Raw genomic sequence first — 26,033 nt, 5'->3', positions numbered from 1 at the left:
ACGTTTTTGCTTATCTGTATGAGCCTGTGGAAAAAAAGAATCTTATTTTTGCTCCCTGAAATTTGTAAAGGGCAACGTATCAAGATGATTTTTGAACTGAAAACAACAGACAGCAACAGCAAAGCGCGCGCAGGAGTGATCACTACCGGCCATGGCGTCATTGAAACACCTATTTTTATGCCGGTAGGTACCGTAGGAAGTGTAAAAGCCGTAACGCAGGAGCAGGTGCGGGATGATGTTCAGGCTCAGATCATCCTGGGCAATACCTACCACCTGTACCTCCGTCCGGGAACAGAAGTGCTTTCCCAGGCCGGCGGGCTCCATCGTTTTAACGGCTGGGAGAAGCCCATCCTTACAGACAGCGGTGGGTACCAGGTGTTTTCCCTGGCGGCCAACCGTAAGATCAAAGAGGAAGGAGTGGTGTTCCAGTCGCATATTGACGGCTCCCGTCACCTGTTCACCCCTGAAAATGTAATGGATATCCAGCGGACCATCGGTGCAGACATCATCATGGCGTTTGACGAATGCCCGCCTTATCCTTCAGAATACCGGTATGCGAAAAAATCCATGGAGCTGACGCACCGCTGGCTGGACCGCTGTATCAAAAGACTGGCAGAAACACAGCCGGTTTACGGGCATGAACAAACCCTGTTCCCCATTGTACAGGGCAGTACCTACAAAGACCTGCGTACCATCTCTGCCACAGAGATAGCCGCCAGGGAATGCGCCGGCAACGCCATAGGAGGGTTGAGCGTAGGTGAGCCGGAAGAAGATATGTATGAGATGTGCGGCCTGGTATGCGATATCCTGCCTGCTCATAAACCCCGCTACCTGATGGGAGTGGGCACCCCATGGAACATACTGGAAAACATCGCTTTAGGTGTGGATATGTTCGATTGTGTAATGCCGACCCGCAACGGCCGTAACGGCATGCTCTTCACCTGGAACGGGGTGATCAACATCAAGAACAAGAAATGGGCAACAGATTTTACTCCTATAGAGGAAAATAGTCCCTGTTTTGCCTCCAACCGGTATACAAAAGCCTATATCCGTCACCTGTTTGCGGCCGGAGAAATCCTGGGTATGCAGCTGGCCAGCATCCACAACCTCGCTTTCTACCTGGAACTGGTGAAAGAAGCCAGGAAACAGATACTGGCAGGCACCTTTGCCGCCTGGAAAAATAGTATGGTGCCCCGGTTGAAGCAAAGACTTTAGATTTATATTATCTTGCCGCTATATGATGACTAAGATAGACTGGTATATACTACGCAAGTTCATAGGTACCTTTATTTACTCCCTCATGATCCTGCTCGTCATTTCTGTTGTGATAGACGTAACAGAGAAAATTGACGACTTCATGAACAGCAACCTGTCCTTTTACAGGATAGTGGTGGACTATTACTTCGGTTTCATTCCGCACATTGCGGCCCTGCTATTCCCGCTGTTCATCTTCATATCCGTGATCTTCTTTACTTCCAAGATGGCCTACCGCACAGAGATCGTGGCTATTCTCTGCGCCGGGGTGAGCTTCCGCAGGTTCCTGCGCCCTTACTGGATAGGAGCTTTCCTTTTCGGGACCATCCTCTGGCTGGGCAACCGGTGGACAGTTCCCATCGCCAATAAGATCAGGACCAGGTTCGAGAATGAATATGTGAACAGGAAGAAAGCGTCCGTCAGTATGTACGATAAGTCCATACGCATAGACAGCTTCACCTACGTAACCTTCGGCTCTTACGATCCCAATTATAAAAGCGGCGGTAACTTTATTTATGAAGATATCCGTAAACAGGACATGCGCTTTAAAATGAAGGCAGAAAGGGTGAACTGGGATTCCACCAGTAAAACCTGGAAACTCAACGCAGTGACCATGCGTTCCGTAAACGGGCTGAAAGAACGCTGGTGGAATAAACCGGATACAGCTATTAAGATCCCGCTGAACCCGAAAGAAATGGTGGAAGAGAAAAATATGCAGGAAGCTATGACCACCCCTGAACTGAATGCCTTTATTGCCCGCGAACAGCTGAGAGGGGCAGAGGGCCTGAATGTATTCTACGTAGAGAAATACAGGCGTACCTCTTCTTCCGCCGCAGTAGTGATCCTGACCCTGATAGGAGGGATCATTGCATCCAAAAAGGTAAGAGGAGGAAGCGGTTTGCACCTGGCTGTAGGTATCGTGATCAGCGCCAGTTACATCATTTTCCTGCAGTTTTCCACGGTATTTTCCATTAAAGCAGACCTGAACCCGTTACTGGCGGTCTGGATACCCAATTTCATCTTTGGGGCACTGGCCTTCTGGCTATATCTCAGAGCCCCTAAATAACGAGACTTGCAAAAAATTCACATTTCTTTAATAGTTTGTCAATTTAATAATATTTAATTATTTGTATATTGATTTTCAATTGTTTGAAATATGGATAATCTGTTTAATGGATTAAAACTATGATCCGGATCAGTAAAGTTCAATCAACAATCCTTACTTTTGACAATTGATCGTTTTTTTTGTTATCATTACTAATCAACAGTCTTAAAATGGGGTATATAAAAGAAAAATTCAAGGTAAAGGCCGATGAGCTCAATGCTGAAGTAAAAGACCTCGTGAAGAACCATGGCACAAGGAAGATAGAGGATGTAACACTGGCACAGGTATATCAGGGTATGCGCGGTATCACCGGTTTAGTTACAGAAACATCATTACTGGACGCAAACGAAGGGATCAGGTTCCGTGGTTATTCCATACCGGAGTTGCGTGAAAAGCTGCCGAAAGTGAAAGGAGGAGCAGAGCCCTTACCCGAAGGATTGTTTTACCTGATGTTGATTGGAGAACTGCCTTCTGACGCAGACGTACAATATTTGTCTGATCTGTGGGAAAGCCGTTCTGAAGTTCCCGCTCACGTATTTGCTGCAATCGATGCACTGCCCGTGAGCGCCCATCCCATGACCCAGTTCACGGTAGGTGTAATGGCCCTGCAGACTGAGTCCGTTTTTGCAAAAGAATATGCAGAAGGGATGAATAAAAAAGACTACTGGAGCTATATGTATGACGATGCAATAGACCTTATTGCCCGCCTGCCCCGTATAGCAGCTTACATATACCGCCGTAAATATAAAGATGGTAAGCATATTGCCCCCAACAACCAACTGGACTGGGCTGGCAACTTTGCACACATGCTGGGATATGACAATGAAGGATTTAAAGAACTGATGCGTCTTTATATGGTGATCCATGCTGACCATGAAGGTGGCAACGTAAGTGCACACACTACCCACCTGGTGGGTTCTGCGCTCAGCGATGCTTACCTCTCATTCGCCGCAGGTATGAATGGCCTGGCAGGTCCCCTGCACGGTCTGGCTAACCAGGAAGTGATCAAATGGATCCTGAGTATGCGTGAAGAGCTGGGTGGTGGCATGCCTACCAAACAGCAGATCGAAGATTACGTACGTAAAACCCTTTCCGAAGGTAAAGTTGTGCCAGGTTATGGTCACGCCGTACTGCGTAAAACAGATCCCCGTTTCACCGCACAGATGGAATTTGCTAAAAAACACCTGGCTGACGATGAACTGGTAAAGATAGTATGGCTGGTATATGAAACCGTACCTCCTATCTTACAGGACCTGGGCAAGGTGAAAAACCCATGGCCTAATGTGGATGCTCACTCCGGTGCATTACTGGTACACTATGGCCTGGTAGAATATGAATTCTACACAGTACTGTTTGGCGTATCCCGTGCATTGGGCGTACTGGCTTCCCTCACCTGGGACCGTGCCCTCGGTTTCTCCCTGGAAAGGCCTAAATCAGTGACCACAGAGTGGATGAAGCAATTTGTAGAAGGAAAGGTAGAAGCTGAATAACAAAACGAAGCAATAATATTTTGAAAGGTAAATAGTGTATGCTATTTACCTTTTATTTTTGCAGGTATTTTAAACCCGTTCAACGCTGCTTGCAGGAATACAGGAACGCCATATTATCCAATCCGATCGAATATCTGAAGGGAGTAGGACCCTCAAGAGGAGAACTCCTGCGTAAAGAAGCAGGGTTACATACCTTCAGGGACCTGCTGAACTATTTTCCTTTCAGGTATGTGGACCGTACCAAGGTTGAGAAGATCATCAGCCTGCACGGACAGATGGACTATGTGCAGATCCGCGGACGTATTACCCGCATGGAGGTAATAGGCGAGAAACGCAGTAAACGGCTGGTAGCTAATCTCCGGGATGAAACAGGAGAAATATCGCTCGTGTGGTTCCAGGGCTGGCAGTGGATAGAGAAATCGCTGCAGCTTAATACAGCTTACCTGGTATTCGGAAAGATCTCCGTTTTCAATGGCTACCTGCAGTTATCCCACCCTGAAATGGACCTCCTCACAGAGAATACTGCCGATGGGAAACAATTCCTGGAACCGGTATACTATACCACCGAGAAGCTGAAAGCCAGGGGATTAACTGCAAAGGCTATCGGAAAACTGACAAAGAACCTGCTGGAACAACTATCTCCCCAGGAGATCCCTGAAAATATTCCCCTGCCCGTTTTACAGCAATACCGGCTGATGGACAGGGCCAAAGCATTTTATAAGATCCACCTCCCGGCAGGAGAAGAAGATGCACAACAGGCAAGGCGCCGGTTGAAGTTCGAAGAGCTTTTCCTGGCCCAGATCAGGATATGCCGGCTAAAGATCCGCCGGCAGCAGCTGTCACGCGGCTTCACTTTCAACACTGTCGGAGAAACATTCAATACCTTTTATAATCATCACCTTCCTTTTTCCCTGACCGGCGCCCAGAAACGCGTACTGAAAGAGATCCGGCAGGATACCGCTACCGGCAGGCAGATGAACCGCCTCATCCAGGGAGACGTGGGCAGCGGAAAAACAATGGTGGCCCTGCTTACTATGCTGCTGGCAGTAGACAACGGTTTCCAGGCCTGCCTGATGGCGCCCACAGAAATACTCTCCCAGCAACACTATAAGAGTATTGCCGGGCTGCTGGAAAAAATGGATGTCAGGGTAGCGCTGCTGACCGGCAACGTAAAAGGAAAAGCGCGTAAACAGATATTGAAAGAGGTAGAAGAAGGAGAAATAAAACTGCTGATAGGCACCCATGCACTGCTGGAAAACCAGGTAGTGTTCCGCAACCTGGGCCTGGCCATTGTAGATGAACAGCACCGTTTCGGTGTAGCCCAGCGCGCCCGCCTCTGGCAAAAGAACGTGATGCCCCCGCATATACTGGTAATGACCGCCACCCCTATTCCCCGTACGCTGGCCATGACCGTGTACGGAGACCTGGACGTGTCTGTTATCGATGAATTGCCGCCGGGACGTAAGCCCATCACCACCGTGCACCGCACAGAATTTCAGCGCCCGCAGGTGATGGACTTCATAAAACAGGAAATAAAAAAAGGCCGGCAGGCCTATATTGTATACCCCCTGATTGAAGACTCGGAAACACTGGACTACGAGAACCTCATGAAAGGATATGAAGAAGTGAAAGCCTTTTTCCCTGAACCGCAATATTATATCAGCATGGTACACGGCCGCCAGCCCGTGGAAATGAAAGACACTAACATGCAACGGTTTGTACAGGGAGATACCCAGATCATGGTGGCCACTACCGTGATAGAAGTAGGAGTGAACGTGCCTAATGCCTCCGTTATGGTAATTGAAAGCACGGAACGCTTTGGCCTTTCCCAGCTGCACCAGCTGCGGGGTAGGGTAGGAAGAGGGGCAGAACAATCTTTCTGTATACTGATGACCGGAAATAAGATAGGAAATGAATCAAAAGAGAGGATTAATGTAATGGTCCAGACAAACGACGGATTCCTGATCTCCGAGAAAGATATGGAGCTGAGAGGCCCCGGCGACATTGAAGGCACCCGCCAGAGCGGGCTGCTGGACCTGAAACTGGCAGACATTGTAGAAGACAGGCCCATACTGGAAGCCGCAAGAGCCAGCGCAGAGAAGATATTGCAGGAAGACCCGGACCTCTCACTGCCTGAGAATCAACCCCTGCAGCACTTTCTTGCTGCCCAGCAGGGAAAATCTCAGTGGAGCAAAATTTCCTGACCCTGTTTTACGTTTATTATATATATGCGCCCCGGTTAATTGATATAGTGGACAGTATTTAAACCCCTGCAGGTTTTATAGATCATAGTTTATGTATACAATGTGGGTGGGTTGGTACCGGGCTGATGATTTGGCGCTGTTATTGCGGTAACAAATATGCCGCCGTCTGCGTTACTTGGATATATAATTGTGTAATAAGGTTCTAAGAATAAACATTTAAATCTACTCCGTTGAATTTTACTTTCCCTATAGGCTGCTTAGCTTTCTTTTTTTCGCTTTTCGCAGGCGGGACAGCCATTGCACAGGTGCAGGTACAGGAATTCTATGATAACAAGCCATTGATGTTCACACAGAACAAAGGCCAGTGGGATGGCGATTTCCTTTATAAGACCGACTTTGGAGGAGGCGCCGTTTTCCTGAAAAAGAATGGTTTCCGCTTCCTGCTGCAGAACAAGAAAGACAAAGAAATGCTGTCTGAGAAAGTGCATGGACGTCCACATGCCACCCCCGATACCATCATACACCTGGACCCTTCAGGCGGACATTCCTACAAAGGCGCAGAAACAACAACGGCAAGATCGTCATCCGCAAACCCTGATAATGGCGGCGGAGACAACGGAGGTGGCGGTACTACAGACAACCTGCCGGCCGTAAGAGGACATGCCTACGAAGTATCTTTCCTGAACGCTTCCACAAACCCGGAAATTTCAGGGGACAAGGCAGCCGATAGCTACTCCAACTACCTGATAGGTAACGATCCTTCCAAATACCAGTCAAATGTAAAATCTTACCAGCTGGTGAATTATAAGTCCCTGTATTCCGGTGTGGATATGCAGGTATATTCCGAAGCAGGCGTACTGAAATATGACCTTATCGTTCAGCCGGGAGCAGACCCTTCTGTGATCCAGCTCCAATATACGGGAGTGGATAAACTGGAAATAAAGAAAGAACAACTGATCATCTCCACCTCCGTTGGCACTGTAACAGAACAGATGCCTTTTGCCTACCAGTATATTGATAACCAGCGTGTATCCGTAAAGGTATCATATGTGGTAAGTGGTAATAAACTACGCTATAAGATATCGGGTAAGTATAACAACGAATATCCGCTGATCATTGACCCCTCTTACATTTTTTCTACCGTATCCGGCTCCGTTGCCGATAACTGGGGCTTTACAGCTACCTACGATGCTGCCGGCAACTTCTATGGCGGCGGTATTGTATTTAATGTAGGCTATCCCGTTACTACCGGCGCTGTACAAAGCACCTACGCCGGTGGTGGTTTTGATATAGGTATCAGCAAATTCACCTCCAATGGCCGTAACCTTACTTATGCCACTTATATTGGTGGTGGTGGAAAAGATCAGCCACACAGCCTCTTTGTAGATCCTGCCGGTAACCTGGTGATTTCCGGAAGGACCACTTCCGGCGATTATCCTCCCGACACCAAAACTGTGATGGGTACCCGCGGCGGATGGGATATAGCAATAACAAAGCTCAACGCTACCGGTACCGGCATCATCGGTACGCTGATAGTGGCCGGTTCCAGCGATGACGGTGTGAACATGCGTGAGGAAAGAGCCGGTGGAGCATCTGTATTACTGCGCAACTACGGAGATGACGCCCGCAGCGAAGTAGTAATAGATAATACAGGAAGCATCTATGTTGCCAGCTGTACCCGTTCTGACAAATTTCCCGTAACCCCTGGCGTATTCCAGCCTACTTTTGGCGGTGTGCAGGATGGCGTGCTGATGAAAATAGACCAGAACTGTTCTTCTCTTATCTGGGCAAGCTTTATTGGCGGCTCAAAAGAAGATGCTGCATATGTGCTTGCCCTGAATGGCACCAATAGCGTATATGTGGCCGGCGGCACAGCCAGCAGCAACTTCCCGATAAGAGGTAACGCATTGTACCCTGCCTATCGCGGCGGTGTCTGCGATGGTTTTGTAGCGCATGTTTCCCCTGATGGCACCACCCTGATGCAGAGCACCTTTATGGGAGCTGAAACCGTAGCGGCAGACCAGGTATATGGTATCCAGATGGATGCCCGCGGGTATGTGTACATCATGGGTACAACAGAAGGTACATGGCCAATAGTAAGACCAACCGGCACCTCTACTTTCTATAACGACGACTCCAGGCAGTTTATAGCCAAGCTGCAGCCGGACCTCTCAGCATTTGTGTACTCCACTACTTTCGGAAAAGCAGCAGCTACGCCAAGCATATCGCCGGTAGCTTTCCTGGTAGACCGTTGTGAGAATGTGTATGTATCCGGATGGGGCGGCGGTATAGATGCCACTTATCCTAACTCAAATACATCCGGTTTGCCGCTGAAAGATCCGTTACAGCGTACTACTGACAGCCAGGATTTCTATTTCTTCGTATTACAGCGTGATGCTACGGCTGTCCTGTTTGCCAGCTATTTCGGGGGTAACGGCACTTACGAGCATGTGGATGGTGGTACCAGCCGCTTTGACCGCAATGGTGTGATCTACCAGGGCATCTGCGCCTGGTGCCGTGCACCGGAAACCAACTTCAGGCCGCGTTATCCCACTACCCCCGGCGCCTATGCAACTTCTGCTCCGCCGGAATGTAACCTGGGAGCCCTGAAAATAGCATTCAACCTGGACGGTGTGAAAGCAGGTATCAAAACACTGGAAAGAAGGACCAACTACTGTGTGCCCGCTACCATTACATTCATAGATACGACCGGTACGCCTGCGCAGAGCTGGACATGGAATTTTGGCGATAACAGCCCTTCACAGACAGGGTCAGATACAATACAGCATACTTATCAGAACGCTGGCAACTATACAGTCACCCTGATCAAATGCGATCCTTCCAGTTGTAACAGTTGCGATACTGCTACACTGGACCTGCGTATCCGTACAGATGAAGCAATATTTGATGTAACAGCTACCCGCCTTCCGCCATGCGAATCGCTGAACTACCAGTTTGATCTTATACAGACAAGCACACCAAGACCTTACCAGAACAATTCATTTGTGCTGAACTTTGGTGATAATACACCACCTGTCACTGTAGGGCCGTCAAACTTCCCATATACGCATCAATACCAGGTGGAAGGAGTGTATAACGTAATGCTGACACTGGTAGATACAAATTATTGTAATGCACCGGATACAGATACTATTCCCCTACGTGTAGCCGCCAACGTACGTGCTTCTTTCGCCGCGCCTGACAGCACCTGTGTACCTGCTACTATTGAGTTCCAGAACACTACTATGGGAGGCGAAACATTTACATGGGACTTTGGAGATGGCAGCCCCACTTCCAATGAAGTGAATCCTGTACATGTTTATTCCACTCCGAATGTTTATACTGTAAGCCTGCATGTGGTAGATAACAATACCTGTAACATAACGGACGATACAACGATGACCGTTAATGTATTTCCTCCGCCTACTGCCGACTTCTCATATACACCAATCACTCCTGCTGAGAATACGCCAACCACATTCCAGAACCTCTCTTCTGCAGATGCAGTGAGCTTTGTATGGGAATTTGGCGATGGACAAGGCTCTACAGCGGTGAACCCGGTATATCAATACAGTAAGACCGGTGTATATGATGTATACCTGATCTCCTCCAATGCTGCCGGTTGCCGTGATACGGCCATGAAACAGGTAAGCGCTATTGTTTTACCCTTGTTTGACGTTCCGTCTGCGTTCTCGCCAAACAATGATGGTGTAAATGATGTATTCTTTGTAAGAGGGTTCGGTATACAGAAGTTCAATATAAAAATCTTCAACCGCTGGGGCCAGCTGATGTATGAATCAAACGATCCGAAAGCAGGATGGAATGGTACCTATAAAGGAACTATACAGCCTATGGACGCTTATGCTTTTGTGATCAATGTTGAGTTCAGTGATGGAACCGTGGCGAGTAAGAATGGAAGTGTAACCTTGTTAAGATGACGACATGAAGCTGATCGTAAAATTATTTGCCGGTTGTACAATGCTGCTGATAGCATTGCAGGGAAATGCCCAGGATCTGCATTTTTCGCAGTATTTCAATTCCCCGCTTACAACCAATCCTGCCAACACAGGGTTTATACCTGACGGAAACTATCGCATAGGGCTTAACTACCGTAACCAGTGGGCCAGCATTCCTGTGCCATATAAGACCATGTCTGTATTCGGTGATTTCCAGCTTTTCCGTGACAGGCTGGAATATGGCTGGTTAGGATTGGGTGGTGTAATATTAAGGGATGTGGCCGGTTCAGGTAACCTTACATCTACCAAGGCATATGCGTCCATCGCGTATCACCAGCTGCTGGGAATGAGCAGCCTGCTGTCCCTGGGCTTTAACGTGGGCTCTGCTACCAAAAGCGTGGACGTGACCAAACTTACCTTCGGCGATCAGTGGAACGGCCAGTTCTTTGATGCCAAAGTGCCTACGGCAGAACCTTTCCAGTATTCCAGGATCTCTTATTTTGATATGCAGGTAGGTATGAACTACGCCTATTTTCCTACTGATAATATCTACGTCAATGTCGGCGCATCCGTGCAGCATATCAACAAACCCCGCGAGTCTTTCTATGCGGGTAACAATGTGATTGCGCGCCGGTATATCGGTTTCCTGAACGCAAGCCTGAAAATGAGTGATAAAGTAATTCTGAACCCCTCCGCTTATTATGCAACACAGGCAGGATCGGAAGAGATCGTGTTTGGCGGCAATCTTGCCTACAACCTTTCCGGCGACGGTACCACCCAGCTTTTCGGAGGCGCTTATTACCGCCTGAAAGATGCTGCTGTATTCCTGGTAGGATACCAGCTGAAGAACGTAAAACTGAACTTCAGCTATGATATTACCACTTCCTCGCTGGCACAGACCAATAACCGTCGTGGTGCTTACGAATTAGGTCTTGTCTTTACAGGATTGTATCCCAACCGTAATTTTTCAAACGCCAGAAGAGCAGCTTTGTGCCCTACGTTTTAAGCGGGGCTGCAGGCTTTTTCCTATTTTTGTTGCATGATCAATTTTGCGAAAGTAAACACCCGGCATCTCGAAGTTTTTCGGGAGACAGTGGGAGAGGCATATGTACTGGTTGACAAAGAAAACCTGGACAATTATGCACATGACGAAACAGAAGACCTGCACTACCTGCCGGAAGTAGTGCTGAAACCGGATACTACTGAACAACTTAGCCGGATCATGGCATTGTGCCAGCAGGAAGGACTGCCCGTTACGCCCCGTGGTGGCGGTACCGGCCTGAGTGGAGGCGCCTTACCGCAATGGGGTGGTGTGCTGATCTCTATGGAACGCTTTAACCGCATCCTGGACCTGGATGAAAGGAACCTGCAGGTAACTACAGAACCCGGCGTGATCACAGAAGTATTACAGGATGCAGTGAAGGAAAAAGGCCTTTTTTATCCGCCGGACCCCAGCAGCAGGGGCTCCTGTTTTATAGGAGGCAATATTGCTGAGAACTCCGGAGGCCCTAAAGCTGTTAAATATGGAGTGGTGAAAGATTATGTGCTGAACCTGGAGATGGTGCTTCCTTCCGGACAGGTTATCTGGACAGGGGCTAATGTGCTGAAAAACGCTACCGGTTATAACCTCACACAACTGGTAGTAGGTAGTGAAGGAACGCTGGGTATTGTTACAAAGATCGTATTACGGCTCATACCATTGCCTAAATATAACCTGCTGATGCTGGTGCCCTTCCGGTCTGCCGAAAACGCCTGTGCAGCAGTAAGCGCTATTTTCAGGGCAGGATATACTCCTTCCGCCATGGAATTTATGGAAAGGGATGCGCTGGACTGGGTAACCCGGTTTGTAGATAGCAGCACTGTAAAGATAGAAGAAGATGTGCAGGCGCATCTGCTCATAGAAGTGGATGGCAACTACCAGGAAGTACTGATGCAGGAAATGGAAGGCATAGCCGGAGTAGTAATGGAATATGACTGTGGAGAGATACTCTTTGCAGAAGACCATCAGCAGAAAGAAGAATTGTGGAAGCTGCGCAGAAGGGTAGCGGAGGCTGTAAAAGCCAATTCCATTTACAAAGAGGAAGATACCGTTGTGCCCAGGGCTGAACTGCCGGTGCTGCTCAAAGGCGTAAAAGATATAGGCCGTAAATATGGTTTCCACTCTGTATGCTATGGACATGCCGGAGATGGTAACCTTCACGTGAATATCATTCGCGGAAACCTTTCCGAAGAACAATGGAATGGCACCCTTAAAGAAGGTATCCGTGAGATCTTCCTGCTGGTAAAGCAGCTGGGTGGTACCATCAGCGGAGAGCATGGAATAGGGCTTGTGCAGAAAAGTTATATGGATGTGATGTTCGATAACACCTATATGCAGCTGATGAAACAGATCAAGCAGGTGTTCGATCCGTCGAATATATTGAACAGGGGAAAGATATTTGATTAACTTCGGTTAAGTCGCTTAACATAGAAAAGATAAACCACTTAAAGGAACAAAATATGAAACGCTTATTAGTATGCTTATTGCTTGTAACAGCCGCACAGCTGGCGCATGCACAGTACTACAAGACCGATACCACCAGCAGAAAAGGATTTGATGCATCCCGTCTTATAGTGGGAGGCTCCCTCGGATTATCATTCGGTGATTATACCAACATCAACGTATCCCCGACAGTGGGTTACCGTATATCCCAGATGTTTGCAGCCGGTATAGCTATTAATGCACAGTATGGTTCAGAACGCTGGAGATTTTCAAATGGTGAAACTTCCCAGCGCAATCAATACAGTATTTTCGGTGGTGGTGTATGGGGCCGCGTTTACCCGTTGGATTTCCTGTTCATCCATATACAGCCGGAGGCAAACCATGTAAGTCTGAAAAGCACTTACTATGATACTGATCCGAAAACTGTTATCAAAGATAGCTATGGAGTGCCCAGCCTGCTGATGGGGGGCGGTTACACGCAACCTATGGGTGGCCGTGCCGCATTCAGTATCATGGCTTTGTATGATGTACTGCAGGATGACAGGTCACCTTATCAGAAAGGGTTGATACTGCGTATAGGCGCCAGTATCGGTATGTAATACAACCTCTCTCATTAAAAATCAGCCACGCGCAGCACAAAAATTTACTTAGCCGGCCGCAGGCCAGAAAAGCACCCTCAAAAAATCGCTTTTGCCGAAGGCAAAAGCGATTTTTTGAGCAATTTCTTCGCATTGAATATAACATAAAGCCCCCAACAACTACTCTCTTATAATTCCCCCCGCTTGTTTTTGACAAAGATTATCCGTATTTTAAATGAGAATTGACCAACCCTCAGATAAAAGGTCAGTAAGAACAGTAAAACCACGTTGCATGAAAGAATCTGTATTGTTTACCTACCCGGGTTCCCGGGGAAAGCATATTACCTTTTTGAAAGAATAGCATTAAACGAGATACGTTATGCCAGCTATGGATTAAAGATCTATGTGGTAAGCCAGATAACGGCAACTACATGTTCATAACGTGTTAAATGTTAAGCGGGTTTCTTTCAAGTTACCTGCTTTTTTTATTATTCTCTGTCCGTATGGTCCCTTGTAAAGGTACAAAATCAGTATTTTAGCCCTTTATTGAACAAATAATATTCTGTAAATGAACGATCGTTTAAAGCATCTGAAAGAGAGGGACTGGACAGAAACAAAGGCACATTCCAGCTGGCAGATATTCAAGATCATGGCAGAGTTCGTAGAAGGGTTTGAATCATTGGCCAAGATCGGTCCCTGTATATCTATTTTTGGTTCTGCAAGAACAAGGCAGGGCAGCAAATATTATGAACTGACACATGAAATAGCCCGCAGGCTGGCAGATGAAGGCTTCGGTATTATTTCAGGCGGAGGGCCTGGTGTAATGGAAGCCGCCAACAGAGGCGCCCAGGAAGCCAAAGGCAAATCAGTGGGCGTTAATATCACGCTGCCGCATGAACAATATCCCAACCCATATATTGACCACGATAAAAACATGCACTTTGACTACTTCTTTGTACGCAAGGTGATGTTCACAAAATACTCACAGGGCTTTGTCATGATGCCCGGCGGCTTCGGTACTATGGATGAATTCTTTGAAGTAGCTACATTGATCCAGACCAAGAAGATGACGGAAACACCACTGGTACTGGTTGGACGCGAATACTGGAGCGGCCTGCTGGACTGGATCCGCACAACTATGATGGAGAAGGAGAGCAATATTTCCCCTGAAGATCTGGGCCTGCTGCAACTGTTCGATACTGCCGAAGAAGTAGTGGAATATTTCCGTGTATTCTACACTACCAACAAGCTGCGCCCCAATTTCTGATATTCTCAGTCAGCCCGCCGCAGGCGGGCTAACTATTACTCAGACCAGCGCTACCAATTTCAAATGACCGGTTTCTGGTGTTTTTCTGTAGGTTTGCAAAAATTATACGCCCATGGATATAATTCCTGCTGCAGTAGAAGCGTTTGCAGAGAGATACACCAGCCCTGAAAGCGGGTTGTTACAGCGGCTTAACCGGGAAACACATGTTAAGGTAGAGCAACCGCATATGCTGAGCGGCCATCTGCAGGGACAATTCCTCAGTATGGTCAGCCATATGATACAGCCTGCACGCATACTTGAATTGGGTACATATACAGGATATTCTGCTATCTGCCTTGCACAGGGATTACGTGAAGGAGGGCTGCTGCACACTATCGATATCAATGAAGAACGGGAAGAAATGTGCCTGCGTTATTTCGAAGAAGCAGGACTTTTACAGCGCATAAAAATGCATATCGGCAAAGCTGCTGATATCATTGCAACACTGGATGAAGTATTTGACCTGGTATTTATTGATGCAGACAAAGCCGGGTATGAACGTTACTATGATCTTGTGTGGGAGAAGCTCCGCCCCGGAGGTTTCATACTGGCTGATAATGTGCTTTACCATGGGGAATCACTATTGGATAGCTCAAAGCAGAGCAACAATGCGAAAGCAATGGTGAGCTTCTGTGAAAAAGTAGCTGCAGACGGCAGGGCCGAACAGTTAGTGCTGACAATAAGAGATGGCCTGCTGATGATAAGAAAGACCCATTAAATTCACCATACATGCAACTGAGGAGATCTTTTTTAGTGTTATGCTTCCTGACTGGCAGTACGTTATTGCTGCAGGCGCAGAAGCTGACCACGCAGCAGTACATTGCAATGTACAAAGACGTTGCCATCACCGAGATGCAACGCAGTGGTGTGCCGGCTTCCATCAAACTGGCACAGGGTATACTTGAAACCCAGTCAGGCAATGGCTGGCTCGTACAGAATTCCAATAATCACTTTGGTATCAAATGTAAGAACAACTGGAGCGGCGAAAGCGTCAGGTATGATGACGATGCCCGCCAGGAATGTTTCCGGAAATACAATTCTGCCGCAGAGTCTTACAAAGATCATTCTGATTTTCTTCGTAATAATCCCCGGTATGCTTTCCTCTTCCAGTTCCAGGAAGAAGATTATAAGTCCTGGGCCTATGGCCTGAAACAGGCTGGCTATGCCACCAGCAACACCTACCCGCAGCAGCTTATCAAACTGATTGAAGATTATAACCTGCAGCAATACACGCTGGAAGGAGAGGGCGTGGCTAAAGCCGGTACCGGCAATGGAAAGACAGGAGATGATTTCCCGTCATCCACACAGCCTGCTAAGAACACCACAACACCCTCCACAGGGAAATCTACCGGCATTACAACAGCCAATGCCCCTAAAGGTATCTTTAAGATCAATGACCGTAAGGTGATAGTGGTACCAGCCAATAAAGCGCTGATCCAGGTGGCGAATGAACAGGATGTGAAGCTCCGTAACCTGGTACACTATAACGACCTGGAGAACGATGAACCACATGCAAAACCAATGTTTATCTTCCTGCAGAAGAAAGGTAAATCCGGCAAGAACGATTATCACGTAGTAGCAAAAGGTGAAAGCATGTATGACATTGCCCAGGCGGAAGGTATACAGTTACGCTGGCTACGCCGCCGTAACAGGATGAAGGAAGGACAGGAACCGGCTGTAGGTGAAAGGCTGGCACTGGACGGATATGCTAAATCCACGCCTAAACTGTCTAAAGAGGCGCCGGTAGAAGATCCTACTGAAGGAGATCTGAACCCCGGGCAGATAGTGGGAGATGTGAAGACAGAAATAGAAAGGCAGGAAGAGATGGCTGCACAGAATGCCCGGCAACAACAGGATAATACAGCAAAGAATAACCTGCCCCCGGGCATGCTGGAAGACCTGCAGAAAGCAGGCGCTACAGTAACCACTTCCGGTGGAGGAAGTGCACCTGCTGCCCCGGTAAAAACACAACCGGTACAGACAGCACCCACACAAACAAGGCCTGTACAAACACAGCCAGCGCCGGCACAAACGCAACCTGCAGCTCCGGCTCAGACGTATCCTGCCCAGCCGGTGCAAACACAGCCGGCACAGTCAGCGCCTGTACAAACGCAACCCGCAGCTCCGGCTCAGACGTATCCTGCCCAGCCGGTGCAAACACAGCCGGCACAGTCAGCGCCTGTACAAACGCAACCCGCAGCTCCGGCTCAGACGTATCCTGCCCAGCCGGTACAAACACAGCCGGCACAGTCAGCGCCGGCACAAACACAACCTGCAGCTCCGGCTCAGACATATCCAGCCCAGCCTCTGCCTGATGCTACAGCTCCGGCAGTCAGCAACCCGGTACGGGACGGCAACTCACTGTTTCATGTTGTTCAGACCAAAGAAACACTGTATGGCCTTTCCAAACGCTATAACGTGTCTGTAGAACAGCTGAAAGAGTGGAACAATATGGAAACTTTTGATATCAAAATAGGACAACGGCTTTTGGTCGGAAAAATGTAAATATTGTAAATCGGGAATCAAATGTCAGTTATACAGGTACACGATAAAAAATTCCAGCCGTATATCGGTGAGCAGCAACTGCAGGAGCGTATCCGGGAAATATCCGCAGCGCTCAGTAATGATCTGAAAGGTAAAAAACCCCTGTTCATTGCTATTCTTAACGGCTCATTTATGTTTGCTGCCGACGTATTCAAAAACCTTACTATTGAGGCAGAGATATCGTTCATCAAACTGGTTTCCTACAAAGGGACAAAATCAACCGGAAATGTAGTGACATCTATAGGACTGGATGAAGACCTGTATGGCCGTACCGTTGTTATACTGGAAGATATTGTGGATACAGGCAAAACCCTCAGCCAGTTCCTGCCTCAGCTGGAACACCAGCAGCCTGAAAAACTGCTGATAGCCTCCCTGCTTACCAAGCCAGAGGCAATGAAGTATCCTATCAAAATAGATTATCTCGGATTTTCCGTTCCAAATAAATTCCTGCTCGGATACGGGCTGGATTATGATGGACTGGGGCGCAACCTGCCGGAGATCTATCAGCTGGTTGAATAAACTTTTGGCTGGCCACTGGCCAGCCTTCTTTTTGCAAAATTCTTAAGCAGTTGTTATTCCCCAAAAAATTCCCTCATAATTGATTAAATTGTGATATAACTGGTGCAAACTGATGCAAAGGCTCCTTTCGCTGCTCGGCAGCTTAATAATCCTTGTACCTGCGAGTGCTCAGAAAATATGGATAACAGGGGCAGTGGAAGACAGTATTTCTCATAATCCACTGTCAGAAGTGGTCATCACCGTCATCAACGATTCCGCTAAAGCAATTACAAACCAGTATGGGCTTTTTCGCATAGCGGTGCCCTCTCAGGACGCGGTACTTACATTCCGGCATAGCAAATACCTCCCCAAACAGATGTCTGTGGGTTCGCACACCCGTATGCTTATACAGCTGGATGCAGAAGAAGATCCGCAGAATGATGTGAATAAGGCAAAGGTAATAGCCAGGATACGTTCCTCTCAGACCTCCAATCCCAACTACGGTAATTCAGGCATGGGCACCCGCGCCTTTTTCGACGAAACTTACGGCATCTTATATGAAAACAAGTTTGTTGAAACAGCCATGAGAAGCGCTTCCACCTTCGCTGTGGATGTTGACCGTGCCGCATACAGCAATATCAGGCGTTTTGTAAAGCTGAAGGAACGTATACCGGTAGATGCTGTGAGGATAGAGGAAATGATGAACTATTTCCCCTACCACTACCCATTGCCCCCACCGGGAAAGACCCTGGCGGTATACAGCCGTTATGCCACCTGCCCGTGGGAGCCTTCCCATAACCTGCTCCAGCTTGTAGTACGTGGAGCCGCCGTGAATAACGACAGCCTGCCAGCCAGTAACCTGGTATTCCTGATAGATGTTTCCGGTTCTATGGGAGTATCCAACAAACTCCCATTGTTACAGGCCGCCTTCCGCATCCTGGTCAACAACCTGCGCAGCACAGACCATGTTGCAATAGTAGCATATGCAGGTACTCCGGGCGTTATCCTTCCCAGCACCCCCGGCAATCAGAAGACTAAGATCCTGAACGCAATAGACTATCTCAGCGCAGGTGGCGCCACTGCAGGAGAAGCAGCTATCAAACTGGCCTACCAGATAGCCGAAGAAAACTTCATCAAAGACGGGAATAACCGCGTGATCATGGCCACTGACGGAGATTTCAACGTAGGTCAGACCAGCGATGCCGATATGGAACAACTGATCCTGGGTAAAAAAGAAACAGGAGTATTGCTTACCTGCCTCGGCTTCGGTATGAAGAACTATAAGGATTCCAAGCTGGAAACCCTTTCCAGTAAAGGGAATGGCAACTTCGCCTATATAGACAACCTGGAAGAGGCCAGTAAGATCTTTGCCCGTGAATTTGGCGGCACACTGTTTACCGTGGCGAAAGACGTACGGGCAGATATTGTCTTTGACCCGGCGAAAGTAAAATCTTACCGCCTCATAGGCTATGAAAATAAAGTGATCAAAGATGACATTGCCGGAGAAAAGATCTGCGGAGGCATAGTAGGAGCAGGCCATTGCGCTGTGGCCATGTATGAAATAGTTCCGGCTGACAATAACGGCGGACAATTAGGAAATATCTCCCTCAGCTACCGGGAAGCGGTAGATACCACCTTACGTTCCTTTAACTATGAAGTGCCTGCAGACCTGGTGTCTTTCAGGGAAGCGCCGGACGACTTCCGTTTTGCTGCCGGAGTAGCACTGATGGGCCTGTTACTACGAAAATCTGCCTATAAAGGCATCGGTAACGTAGGCATGGTGCTGGACATTGCCAAAAGATCACTGGCTGACGACCCAGGGAATTACCGCCAGGAATTTATCAGGCTGGTAAGGGAAATGAAGAAATCCGGACGACTGGAATGAGTATTCTCTCCGTTCAAATTACTACTGATAAAAAATCAAACTGATCCCCTCCTTAAAATAGATATATTTGCAGTATTATATATATGCGACAAATAAGGAAGTGCACGATAGACATTCCCTCAATGTGTTATTTAGTGTTAAGATTGTCCACTAAATATTAAACTTTGCATAGTTTGTGCATCTAACCTGTGTAAGATTATCAATCTGCGAACTAAAAACCATGGAACCTATGCGAGGCAAATCATTAAGAGTGCTGGAACTTAATTTTGAACGTTCCTGGCGCGGTGGGGAAAGACAAACCATGTATTGCATGTCAGGGTTCAGAGATGCGGGCATCACTGTTGAACTGTTATGTAGAAAAAATTACCCGCTTGAAGCAAAAGCAAAGGAACAGGGTTTTAAGACCGTTTCTTTTTCCAACGTGTTGGGCGCATTGTTTTACCTGATCTTTAATGGACGGAAATACGACGTGCTCCACGCACAATCCTCTCATATCCTTACTTACCTTGTACTTTCAAAGCCTTTTCACAAAGCAAAGCTCATATTTACCAGGCGTGTTGATTTTGTGCCGCATGGCCGTATGACGTTACTGAAATACAAACTGACTGATAAGGTAGTAGCTATCAGCACTGCCATCAAAAAAATCCTGGAGAATTTCGGGGCTAAAGATGTGAAACTGATCTCCAGCGCCAGCGTAGCCAGACCCCTGAATGAAACCAGGGCCAGGCAGATACTGGCAGAGCTGAACCTGCCTGCCGGTACTCATATAATAGGTACTACTGCCGCGCTTGTTCAACACAAAGATCCACTGGTAATGGTAGAGGCTATAAAAGAGCTGGCTGCTATGCGCAGGGATTTCGTATTCCTTCATTTCGGCAAAGGCAACCTGGAAGAGCAGATGAGGGCAAAGATCGAAGAATATGGTTTGCAGAATATATATCATCTGATGGGATTTTATGAGAATGTAGAAGACGTATTCTCTATCCTGGATGTATTTGCAATGAGCTCTGAACAGGAAGGACTGGGCAGCAGTGTGCTTGATGCCTTCATGTACAAAGTACCGGTCGTATCTACAGATGCCGGCGGATTGGCAGACCTGGTAGGTGGTGGCCGTGCTATAGCTTGTCAGATGAAACGGCCAGATATGCTGGCTCAGGGAATGAATACCCTTCTCAGTAACCAGGAAGTACGTGAAGCAGTGATCAGGCGTGCTTATGATTTCACAATAAATAATCATGGCCTTCACCATATTACAGACGAATACCTGCGCCTGTTTGCTGAGATGGGAGAGAATGTGCCGGTACCACCAGTTGTTCCGGGAGAAAATGCCGGTGTTGCCGCAGGTCAGAACATCTATTTATAAAGATATTTTTAGCCGGCCGCAGGCCTTCATAAAAAAACGCTTTTGCCGAAGGCAAAAGCGTTTTTTTATGTGCAGTTATCTTACTATAAAAGCCTCACTGCAAGCTCATATAAACTCTTTCCTATTACCTTATGATTATACCCTGTAACGATCTTCCTATACCCCTGCTCTGCAACAGCTGCTCTCAGAACAGGATCATTTTTCAACAGCAATATCTTTTCTGCGATAGCCGTTGCCGTATTTTCAGACAATATAATATCCCTGCCGTCTTCAAATATTTCTCTGATAGCAGGAGCATTCTTTGTGATGATAGCTTTCTGTAAAGCAGCATAATGAAAGATCTTATTTGGTATCACCGCATCTGCTTTCATTGTTTCCCCGAAAATCCCCAGGCAGATATCAAACGCATTCACTTCTTCCGCAAGCTTATTATAATTCACCCATCCCAGGAAACTCACATTATCCAACCCATAATCCTTTGCCAGCTGCTGCACTTTTTTAAACTCAAAACCATCACCTATCAGCCGGAACTGTATGTCAGTATGTGGTTGCAATACCTTAGCCGCTTCAATGATCATGCGTGTGCCCTGCAAAGGAATAAACCCACCATAAAATCCTGCAATGAAGGTATTTTGCGGATGTTGTACAGGAGCGGGTTTAAAGTCATCTGTATTAACCCCGACAGGCAGTACATGCATTTTATGCTCCGGGATATTGAAGGTATCATGGAAGTATTGCAGGTGAGCATGTGTATCGCATACCACCAGGTCAGCCATGCTCATAGAGATCTTATCTTTCAGATAGTTCTTGAATGCCCTGGGAGAGTACTTACCTACTTTTTTGTAATCAAACACTTTGGACATATAACGTGATATCAGCGGATCAAAGATCAGGGGCTTCCCTGACAGCCATTTGATCATCAGTACGTCCTGGTGGGTAAAGGAGGGAAGGAAAATAACATCTGCAGCCTTGCATGCTTTACGCAGGGCTGGAAAGTTCCATTTACTTTTTTCCTTGTAATTGTAGAATGACAATGTTACTCCGGGTTGTGCCCGGAGCCCGTCTATGATGATCTTTGTTCTGTTGTAACCAGGCTCAAAATCGCCGGCAAACAAAATATTCATGTAGGCAGTTTTCTTGTTTTTATCGGGTGATCCTGTAGCACTTCCTGATCAGCTTTTGCTGGAAGTCAAAAGGAATGGTCTGTGCAGTGATGTCTTTGATCTCTGTAGCGTTGATCTGTTCTGTTTCCAGTACAAAACGGCGGTAGTTATTGCTGAAATAGACAATACCTCCGGGTTTGGTAGCATTCAGCACTTTATTGAGGATCATAACATGGTCCCGTTGTATATCCAGGAAGTCCTTCATACGTTTGCTGTTAGAGAAGGTGGGCGGGTCCAGTACTACGATGTCATATTCATTTGCAGGAAGTGTATCCAGGTACTGGAGCACATCTGCATGTACAAACTCATATTTCGCGGGGTCAAACCCGTTCAGCTTCATGTTTTCTTCTCCCCACGCCAGGTATGTTTTAGACAGATCTACTGAGGTGATACGCGTTGCTCCGCCTGCGGCAGCATATACGGAAAAGGAGCCGGTATAGCAGAACAGGTTAAGCACTTTCTTACCTGCAGCCTCATTCTTTACCATGCCCCGTGTAATACGGTGGTCAAGGAAAAGTCCTGTATCCAGGTAGTCTGAGAGATTGACCTTAAAAGATAATCCGGCTTCATGAGCTACCATCTCATGACTTTCGAAGGATAGTTTTTCATATTGGTCCTGGCGACTTGCCTTACGCTGGCGTTGTTTCACCCATATCTTTTCCGGCGCTGTTTCCAGCACTTTCGCTATCACTTCCAGGCTGCTATCCAGCCAGCGCTCGTGTTCTTCCTCTTCCATACCATGCTGGCGGTGGTATTCAGCCACGTATACATGGTCTTCATATAATTCTATGCTGAAGGGAAATTCAGGAATATCGTCATCATATACCCTGTAACAGGTAATATTCTGGCGGCGCGCAGTTTTGCGGAGGTGTTTGAACACCTTTACCAGCCGGTTTTCCAGCATCTGTAGTTTAGAAGGATCGAACATGTAACCTGTAAAAATATGGAATTAAAAATAAAGCCGCCTGGTATAACCGGGCGGCTTTAATATTTTATAAAAGATAACTCAGCTGAAAATATCTCTTACTTTATCGAAGAAACCTTTAGCTGATTTTTCCGGGTTAGGACGGAAGTTATCTGATGCCTGTACCTTTTCCAGGAACGCTTTCTCTTCGCCATTCACCTGCTGGGGCGTCCATACATTCACCTGGATAAGCTGGTCTCCTTTTTCATAAGAGTTTACGGAAGGGAAGCCTTTTCCTTTAAGTCTGAACACCTTGCCGCTCTGCGTGCCTGGCGGGATCTTTATTTTAGCTTTCCCATCTATGGTAGGCACTTCCACGGAAGTACCAAATACTGCGTCAGGGAAGGAAATATAAAGGTCATAAGCTACATTGAGCCCGTCACGCTGCAGTTCCGGATGTGGTTCTTCTTCAATGAGGATGTTCAGATCGCCGGGGGCGCCGCCTCTTTCACCGGCATTACCTTTACCGCTGAGGCTCAGCTGCATGCCTTCCTGTACACCTGCAGGAATAGGAATGGTCACCATTTCTTCTCCGAACATACGTCCTTCTCCTTTACAGTGGCCGCATTTGCTGGTGATGGTCTGACCTTCGCCATGACAGGTAGGGCAGGTGGTAACGGTCTGCATCTGTCCCAGGAAGGTCTGGGTTACTTTTCTTACCTGGCCTGAGCCACCACAGGTGCCGCAGGTCTGGAAAGAGTTCTTATCTTTTGCTCCCAGTCCGCTACAGTGCTGACAGGGAACGTATTTCTTTACTTTTATCTTTTTCTCTACCCCTTTAGAGATCTCTTCATAGTTGAGACGGATCTTTACGCGCAGGTTGGAACCACGTGTGCCTCTGCTGCGTCTGCCGCCGCCACCGCCACGGTTGCCGCCGCCAAAGAAACTGCCGAAAATATCTTCTCCGAAAATGTCGCCAAAGTTGGAGAAAATGTCTTCCATGTTCATGCTGCCACCATAGCCTCCGCGGCCTGCACCTGCAGCTGCATGGCCAAAACGGTCATATTGCGCCCGCCTGTCGGCATCGCTCAATACTTCATAGGCTTCAGCTGCCTCTTTGAATTTTTCTTCTGCTTCTTTATTGTCGGGGTTCCGGTCAGGATGGTACTGCATCGCCACTTTGCGGTAGGCTTTTTTTATCTCATCCTGGGAAGCGGATTTGGATACACCCAGTATTTCGTAGTAATCTCTTTTGGTAGACATATATCACACTAAAGCCGGCATAATGCCGGCGTGGTTAATGAAAATCAATTCTGTCAGAACGTCACCTATTTCCCTACTATTACCCTGGCATGACGTATTAATTTGTCATTCAGGTAGTAGCCTTTCTGCATTTCGTCCAGTACTTTCCCCTTCAGCTCTTCTGTAGGAGCCGGGATCTCGGTGAGGGCGTCATGAAGGTCCGGATTAAATTCAGTGTGCAAACTTTCCATAGGTTTCAGGCCTTTGGTTTGCAGGGTGTTCTTTAATTTATTGAATACCAGGGAAATGCCATCTTTTATGGCGTTTACATCTGTTGCGGTCTCCAGTTGTTTGGCTGCACGCTCACTATCGTCCAGTACATCCAGCAGTGCTATGATCACTTCTTTATTGGCTGTCTGCATCAGCTCAATGCGTTCTTTGGCATTGCGCTTCTTAACGTTATCAAATTCAGCCACTAAACGAAGATATTTGTCCCTCATCTCGTCAAGTTCCTGCTGTTTCTTGTCCAGTTCGCTTTCATCCGCCAGGGCGTCGTTCAGGTGTGTGGTGCCGCTCAGGTTCTCATCAGCATTGATATCCGGCATAACTTTACCATTTTCGGTGTCCTGTCCGTTTGTCTGCATATCTTTTTCGTTTTCTGTCATGAAAGTAAATATTGTCTGCAAAGGTACATTTGTCAATTAACTTGCCAAGAGCGGAAGATGAGACAAATTGACATTTCTTGACCCGGCCGCGCTATGCATGCCATAGACTTTCCTTACCTTTGCGCCTTCGAAACAGCTATAATGACCAAAGTTTTTTTAAAGAAAAAAATACAGAACCGTGTCCTGCAAGGCCATCCCTGGATTTTTGGCAATGAAGTAGGGGAGATTGACGGGGCTGTGAACGCCGGAGATACGGTAGATGTATTCACCCACCAGGGCTTCTTTGTAGGCCGGGGCTACATCAATCCGCAATCTCAGATACTGGTACGCCTGCTCACCCGCGATAAGGATGAAAAGATCGATGACGAGTTCTTTTACCGCCGCCTGCTGAAAGCCTGGAAATACCGCCAGCAGCTGGGATATGTGGAAAACTGCCGCCTGGTGTTTGGCGAAGCCGACGATATGCCCGCCCTGGTAATAGACAAGTTCAACGACTATTTTGTACTCCAGACCCTGGCCCTCGGAATGGACCGCTGGAAAGGCGCTATCGTAAATGCCCTGCAAAAGATCTTCTCTCCCAAAGGCATCTATGAACGTAATGACGTTCCCGTTCGCGAACTGGAAGGCCTGACCCAGCAGAAAGGATTTCTCAGTGCTCCTTTTGATACTAATATTATTATCAATGAAAACGGGCTGAAATTCCATGTAGACATCGAAAATGGCCAGAAAACCGGCTATTTCCTTGATCAGCAGGACAATCGCCGTGCTATCCAGCATATTGTAAAAGGCGCCGATGTACTGGAAGCCTTTTGCTATACAGGTACTTTCTCCTGCCATGCCGGTTATTATGGCGCTAAAAGCGTGCTGGGACTGGATATCTCAGAGCACGCGGTCAATACGGCCCGCCGCAACGCGCAGCTCAATAACCTGGAAGACACATGTAAATTCCAGGCTGTCAATGCCTTTGATGTACTGAAACAGTGGACTAAAGAAGAGAAGAAATTCGATGTAGTGATCCTGGACCCTCCGGCCTTCACCAAAAGCCGTGAAAACATCCAGAAAGCTATTACAGGGTATAAAGAGATCAACCTCCGTGGTATGAAGCTGCTGAAACCGGGTGGCTTCCTGGTCACTGCTTCCTGCACCAACCTGGTACCACCTTCCCTCTTCCTGGAGATCATCGACATGGCTGCAAAGGATGCTAAAAAGAAATTGCGCCAGGTAACTTTCCAGACGCAGGCCCAGGACCATCCTATTTTATGGAATATTGAGAATACAACTTACCTGAAATTCCTGATTGTGGAAGTTCAATAAAAGAAAATTCCATTTTCTGGAAATACTGCCAGTAAAAGCAATAAAAAAAGGAGCGGTCACCGCTCCTTTTTTATTTATAT

The 26,033-nt window shown here is 47.4% G+C and carries 19 protein-coding genes; 15 read left to right on the top strand and 4 right to left on the bottom strand.

Going from position 1 to position 26,033, the window contains the following annotated elements; translation table 11 throughout:
- The first annotated feature begins 84 nt into the window (after positions 1-84).
- From tgt to GO493_RS21205, 14 genes are all read left to right on the top strand, one after another.
- Positions 85-1,215, top strand: coding sequence for a tRNA guanosine(34) transglycosylase Tgt (gene tgt / locus GO493_RS21270; protein ID WP_157308250.1), 1,131 nt, complete (start codon positions 85-87; stop codon positions 1,213-1,215).
- Positions 1,216-1,237: 22 nt separating this feature from the next.
- Positions 1,238-2,320 (top strand): LptF/LptG family permease, encoded by a 1,083-nt coding sequence (locus GO493_RS21265; RefSeq protein ID WP_157308249.1) that lies wholly within the window; start codon positions 1,238-1,240, stop codon positions 2,318-2,320.
- Between the two features lie 209 nt (positions 2,321-2,529).
- Complete coding sequence (locus GO493_RS21260; protein WP_157308248.1) at positions 2,530-3,849, top strand: citrate (Si)-synthase, eukaryotic; 1,320 nt, start codon at positions 2,530-2,532, stop codon at positions 3,847-3,849.
- Between the two features lie 89 nt (positions 3,850-3,938).
- Entirely contained in the window at positions 3,939-6,053 is a 2,115-nt protein-coding gene (gene recG / locus GO493_RS21255; RefSeq protein WP_198315790.1) for an ATP-dependent DNA helicase RecG, read from the top strand.
- Between the two features lie 230 nt (positions 6,054-6,283).
- Positions 6,284-9,991 carry a DUF7948 domain-containing protein gene (locus GO493_RS21250; RefSeq protein WP_157308246.1) on the top strand — a complete coding sequence of 1,236 codons (3,708 nt, stop codon included), beginning with the start codon at positions 6,284-6,286 and terminating at the stop codon, positions 9,989-9,991.
- Positions 9,992-9,995: 4 nt separating this feature from the next.
- The gene (locus GO493_RS21245) at positions 9,996-11,015 is read left to right on the top strand and encodes a PorP/SprF family type IX secretion system membrane protein (protein ID WP_157308245.1); all 1,020 of its coding nucleotides are present in this window, start codon (positions 9,996-9,998) and stop codon (positions 11,013-11,015) included.
- Positions 11,016-11,048: 33 nt separating this feature from the next.
- Positions 11,049-12,455: an FAD-binding oxidoreductase gene (locus GO493_RS21240; RefSeq protein ID WP_157308244.1), complete on the top strand. Its 1,407-nt coding sequence runs from the start codon at positions 11,049-11,051 to the stop codon at positions 12,453-12,455.
- Positions 12,456-12,508: 53 nt separating this feature from the next.
- On the top strand, positions 12,509-13,090 hold the full coding sequence (locus GO493_RS21235) for a hypothetical protein (protein ID WP_157308243.1): 582 nt from the start codon (positions 12,509-12,511) through the stop codon (positions 13,088-13,090).
- A 547-nt stretch (positions 13,091-13,637) separates the two neighbouring features.
- Positions 13,638-14,336 (top strand): LOG family protein, encoded by a 699-nt coding sequence (locus GO493_RS21230; RefSeq protein WP_157308242.1) that lies wholly within the window; start codon positions 13,638-13,640, stop codon positions 14,334-14,336.
- A gap of 112 nt (positions 14,337-14,448) precedes the next feature.
- The gene (locus tag GO493_RS21225; RefSeq protein WP_157308241.1) at positions 14,449-15,093 is read left to right on the top strand and encodes an O-methyltransferase; all 645 of its coding nucleotides are present in this window, start codon (positions 14,449-14,451) and stop codon (positions 15,091-15,093) included.
- 11 nt (positions 15,094-15,104) lie between these two features.
- A complete protein-coding gene (locus GO493_RS21220; RefSeq protein WP_157308240.1) occupies positions 15,105-16,880 on the top strand; it encodes a glucosaminidase domain-containing protein in 1,776 nt (591 codons plus the stop codon).
- A 21-nt stretch (positions 16,881-16,901) separates the two neighbouring features.
- Positions 16,902-17,438, top strand: a complete 537-nt coding sequence (gene hpt / locus GO493_RS21215) for a hypoxanthine phosphoribosyltransferase (RefSeq protein ID WP_157308239.1) — start codon at positions 16,902-16,904, stop codon at positions 17,436-17,438.
- A 112-nt stretch (positions 17,439-17,550) separates the two neighbouring features.
- On the top strand, positions 17,551-19,302 hold the full coding sequence (locus GO493_RS21210) for a vWA domain-containing protein (RefSeq protein WP_157308238.1): 1,752 nt from the start codon (positions 17,551-17,553) through the stop codon (positions 19,300-19,302).
- A 229-nt stretch (positions 19,303-19,531) separates the two neighbouring features.
- On the top strand, positions 19,532-20,665 hold the full coding sequence (locus GO493_RS21205; RefSeq protein ID WP_157308237.1) for a glycosyltransferase family 4 protein: 1,134 nt from the start codon (positions 19,532-19,534) through the stop codon (positions 20,663-20,665).
- Positions 20,666-20,748: 83 nt separating this feature from the next.
- Here the strand turns inward: GO493_RS21205 and GO493_RS21200 are convergent, their stop codons facing one another.
- From GO493_RS21200 to GO493_RS21185, 4 genes are all read right to left on the bottom strand, one after another.
- Positions 20,749-21,789, bottom strand: coding sequence for a glycosyltransferase (locus GO493_RS21200; RefSeq protein ID WP_157308236.1), 1,041 nt, complete (start codon positions 21,787-21,789; stop codon positions 20,749-20,751).
- A gap of 19 nt (positions 21,790-21,808) precedes the next feature.
- The gene (locus GO493_RS21195) at positions 21,809-22,756 is read right to left on the bottom strand and encodes a class I SAM-dependent methyltransferase (protein WP_157308235.1); all 948 of its coding nucleotides are present in this window, start codon (positions 22,754-22,756) and stop codon (positions 21,809-21,811) included.
- 78 nt (positions 22,757-22,834) lie between these two features.
- Positions 22,835-23,995 (bottom strand): molecular chaperone DnaJ, encoded by a 1,161-nt coding sequence (gene dnaJ, locus GO493_RS21190; protein ID WP_157308234.1) that lies wholly within the window; start codon positions 23,993-23,995, stop codon positions 22,835-22,837.
- Between the two features lie 65 nt (positions 23,996-24,060).
- On the bottom strand, positions 24,061-24,639 hold the full coding sequence (locus GO493_RS21185; RefSeq protein ID WP_232538916.1) for a nucleotide exchange factor GrpE: 579 nt from the start codon (positions 24,637-24,639) through the stop codon (positions 24,061-24,063).
- 141 nt (positions 24,640-24,780) lie between these two features.
- Here GO493_RS21185 and GO493_RS21180 point away from each other — a divergent pair, with 141 nt between their 5' ends.
- The gene (locus tag GO493_RS21180) at positions 24,781-25,953 is read left to right on the top strand and encodes a class I SAM-dependent rRNA methyltransferase (protein WP_157308233.1); all 1,173 of its coding nucleotides are present in this window, start codon (positions 24,781-24,783) and stop codon (positions 25,951-25,953) included.
- The last annotated feature ends 80 nt before the right edge of the window (positions 25,954-26,033 follow it).

The organism is Chitinophaga tropicalis, from assembly GCF_009758205.1.
Lineage (GTDB): Bacteria > Bacteroidota > Bacteroidia > Chitinophagales > Chitinophagaceae > Chitinophaga > Chitinophaga tropicalis.
Note: the sequence above shows the minus strand (reverse complement) of the source record. Positions and strands in the feature narration are given on the sequence as shown.

Excerpts from the sequence above, each read along its gene's own strand:
- tgt (WP_157308250.1), top strand. The coding sequence starts at position 85 with ATGATTTTTGAACTGAAAACAACAGACAGCAACAGCAAAGCGCGCGCA.
- GO493_RS21265 (WP_157308249.1), top strand. The coding sequence starts at position 1,238 with ATGATGACTAAGATAGACTGGTATATACTACGCAAGTTCATAGGTACC.
- GO493_RS21260 (WP_157308248.1), top strand. The coding sequence starts at position 2,530 with ATGGGGTATATAAAAGAAAAATTCAAGGTAAAGGCCGATGAGCTCAAT.
- GO493_RS21245 (WP_157308245.1), top strand. The coding sequence starts at position 9,996 with ATGAAGCTGATCGTAAAATTATTTGCCGGTTGTACAATGCTGCTGATA.
- GO493_RS21240 (WP_157308244.1), top strand. The coding sequence starts at position 11,049 with ATGATCAATTTTGCGAAAGTAAACACCCGGCATCTCGAAGTTTTTCGG.
- GO493_RS21235 (WP_157308243.1), top strand. The coding sequence starts at position 12,509 with ATGAAACGCTTATTAGTATGCTTATTGCTTGTAACAGCCGCACAGCTG.
- GO493_RS21230 (WP_157308242.1), top strand. The coding sequence starts at position 13,638 with ATGAACGATCGTTTAAAGCATCTGAAAGAGAGGGACTGGACAGAAACA.
- GO493_RS21225 (WP_157308241.1), top strand. The coding sequence starts at position 14,449 with ATGGATATAATTCCTGCTGCAGTAGAAGCGTTTGCAGAGAGATACACC.
- GO493_RS21220 (WP_157308240.1), top strand. The coding sequence starts at position 15,105 with ATGCAACTGAGGAGATCTTTTTTAGTGTTATGCTTCCTGACTGGCAGT.
- hpt (WP_157308239.1), top strand. The coding sequence starts at position 16,902 with ATGTCAGTTATACAGGTACACGATAAAAAATTCCAGCCGTATATCGGT.
- GO493_RS21210 (WP_157308238.1), top strand. The coding sequence starts at position 17,551 with ATGCAAAGGCTCCTTTCGCTGCTCGGCAGCTTAATAATCCTTGTACCT.
- GO493_RS21205 (WP_157308237.1), top strand. The coding sequence starts at position 19,532 with ATGCGAGGCAAATCATTAAGAGTGCTGGAACTTAATTTTGAACGTTCC.
- GO493_RS21200 (WP_157308236.1), bottom strand. The coding sequence starts at position 21,789 with ATGAATATTTTGTTTGCCGGCGATTTTGAGCCTGGTTACAACAGAACA.
- GO493_RS21195 (WP_157308235.1), bottom strand. The coding sequence starts at position 22,756 with ATGTTCGATCCTTCTAAACTACAGATGCTGGAAAACCGGCTGGTAAAG.
- dnaJ (WP_157308234.1), bottom strand. The coding sequence starts at position 23,995 with ATGTCTACCAAAAGAGATTACTACGAAATACTGGGTGTATCCAAATCC.
- GO493_RS21185 (WP_232538916.1), bottom strand. The coding sequence starts at position 24,639 with ATGACAGAAAACGAAAAAGATATGCAGACAAACGGACAGGACACCGAA.
- GO493_RS21180 (WP_157308233.1), top strand. The coding sequence starts at position 24,781 with ATGACCAAAGTTTTTTTAAAGAAAAAAATACAGAACCGTGTCCTGCAA.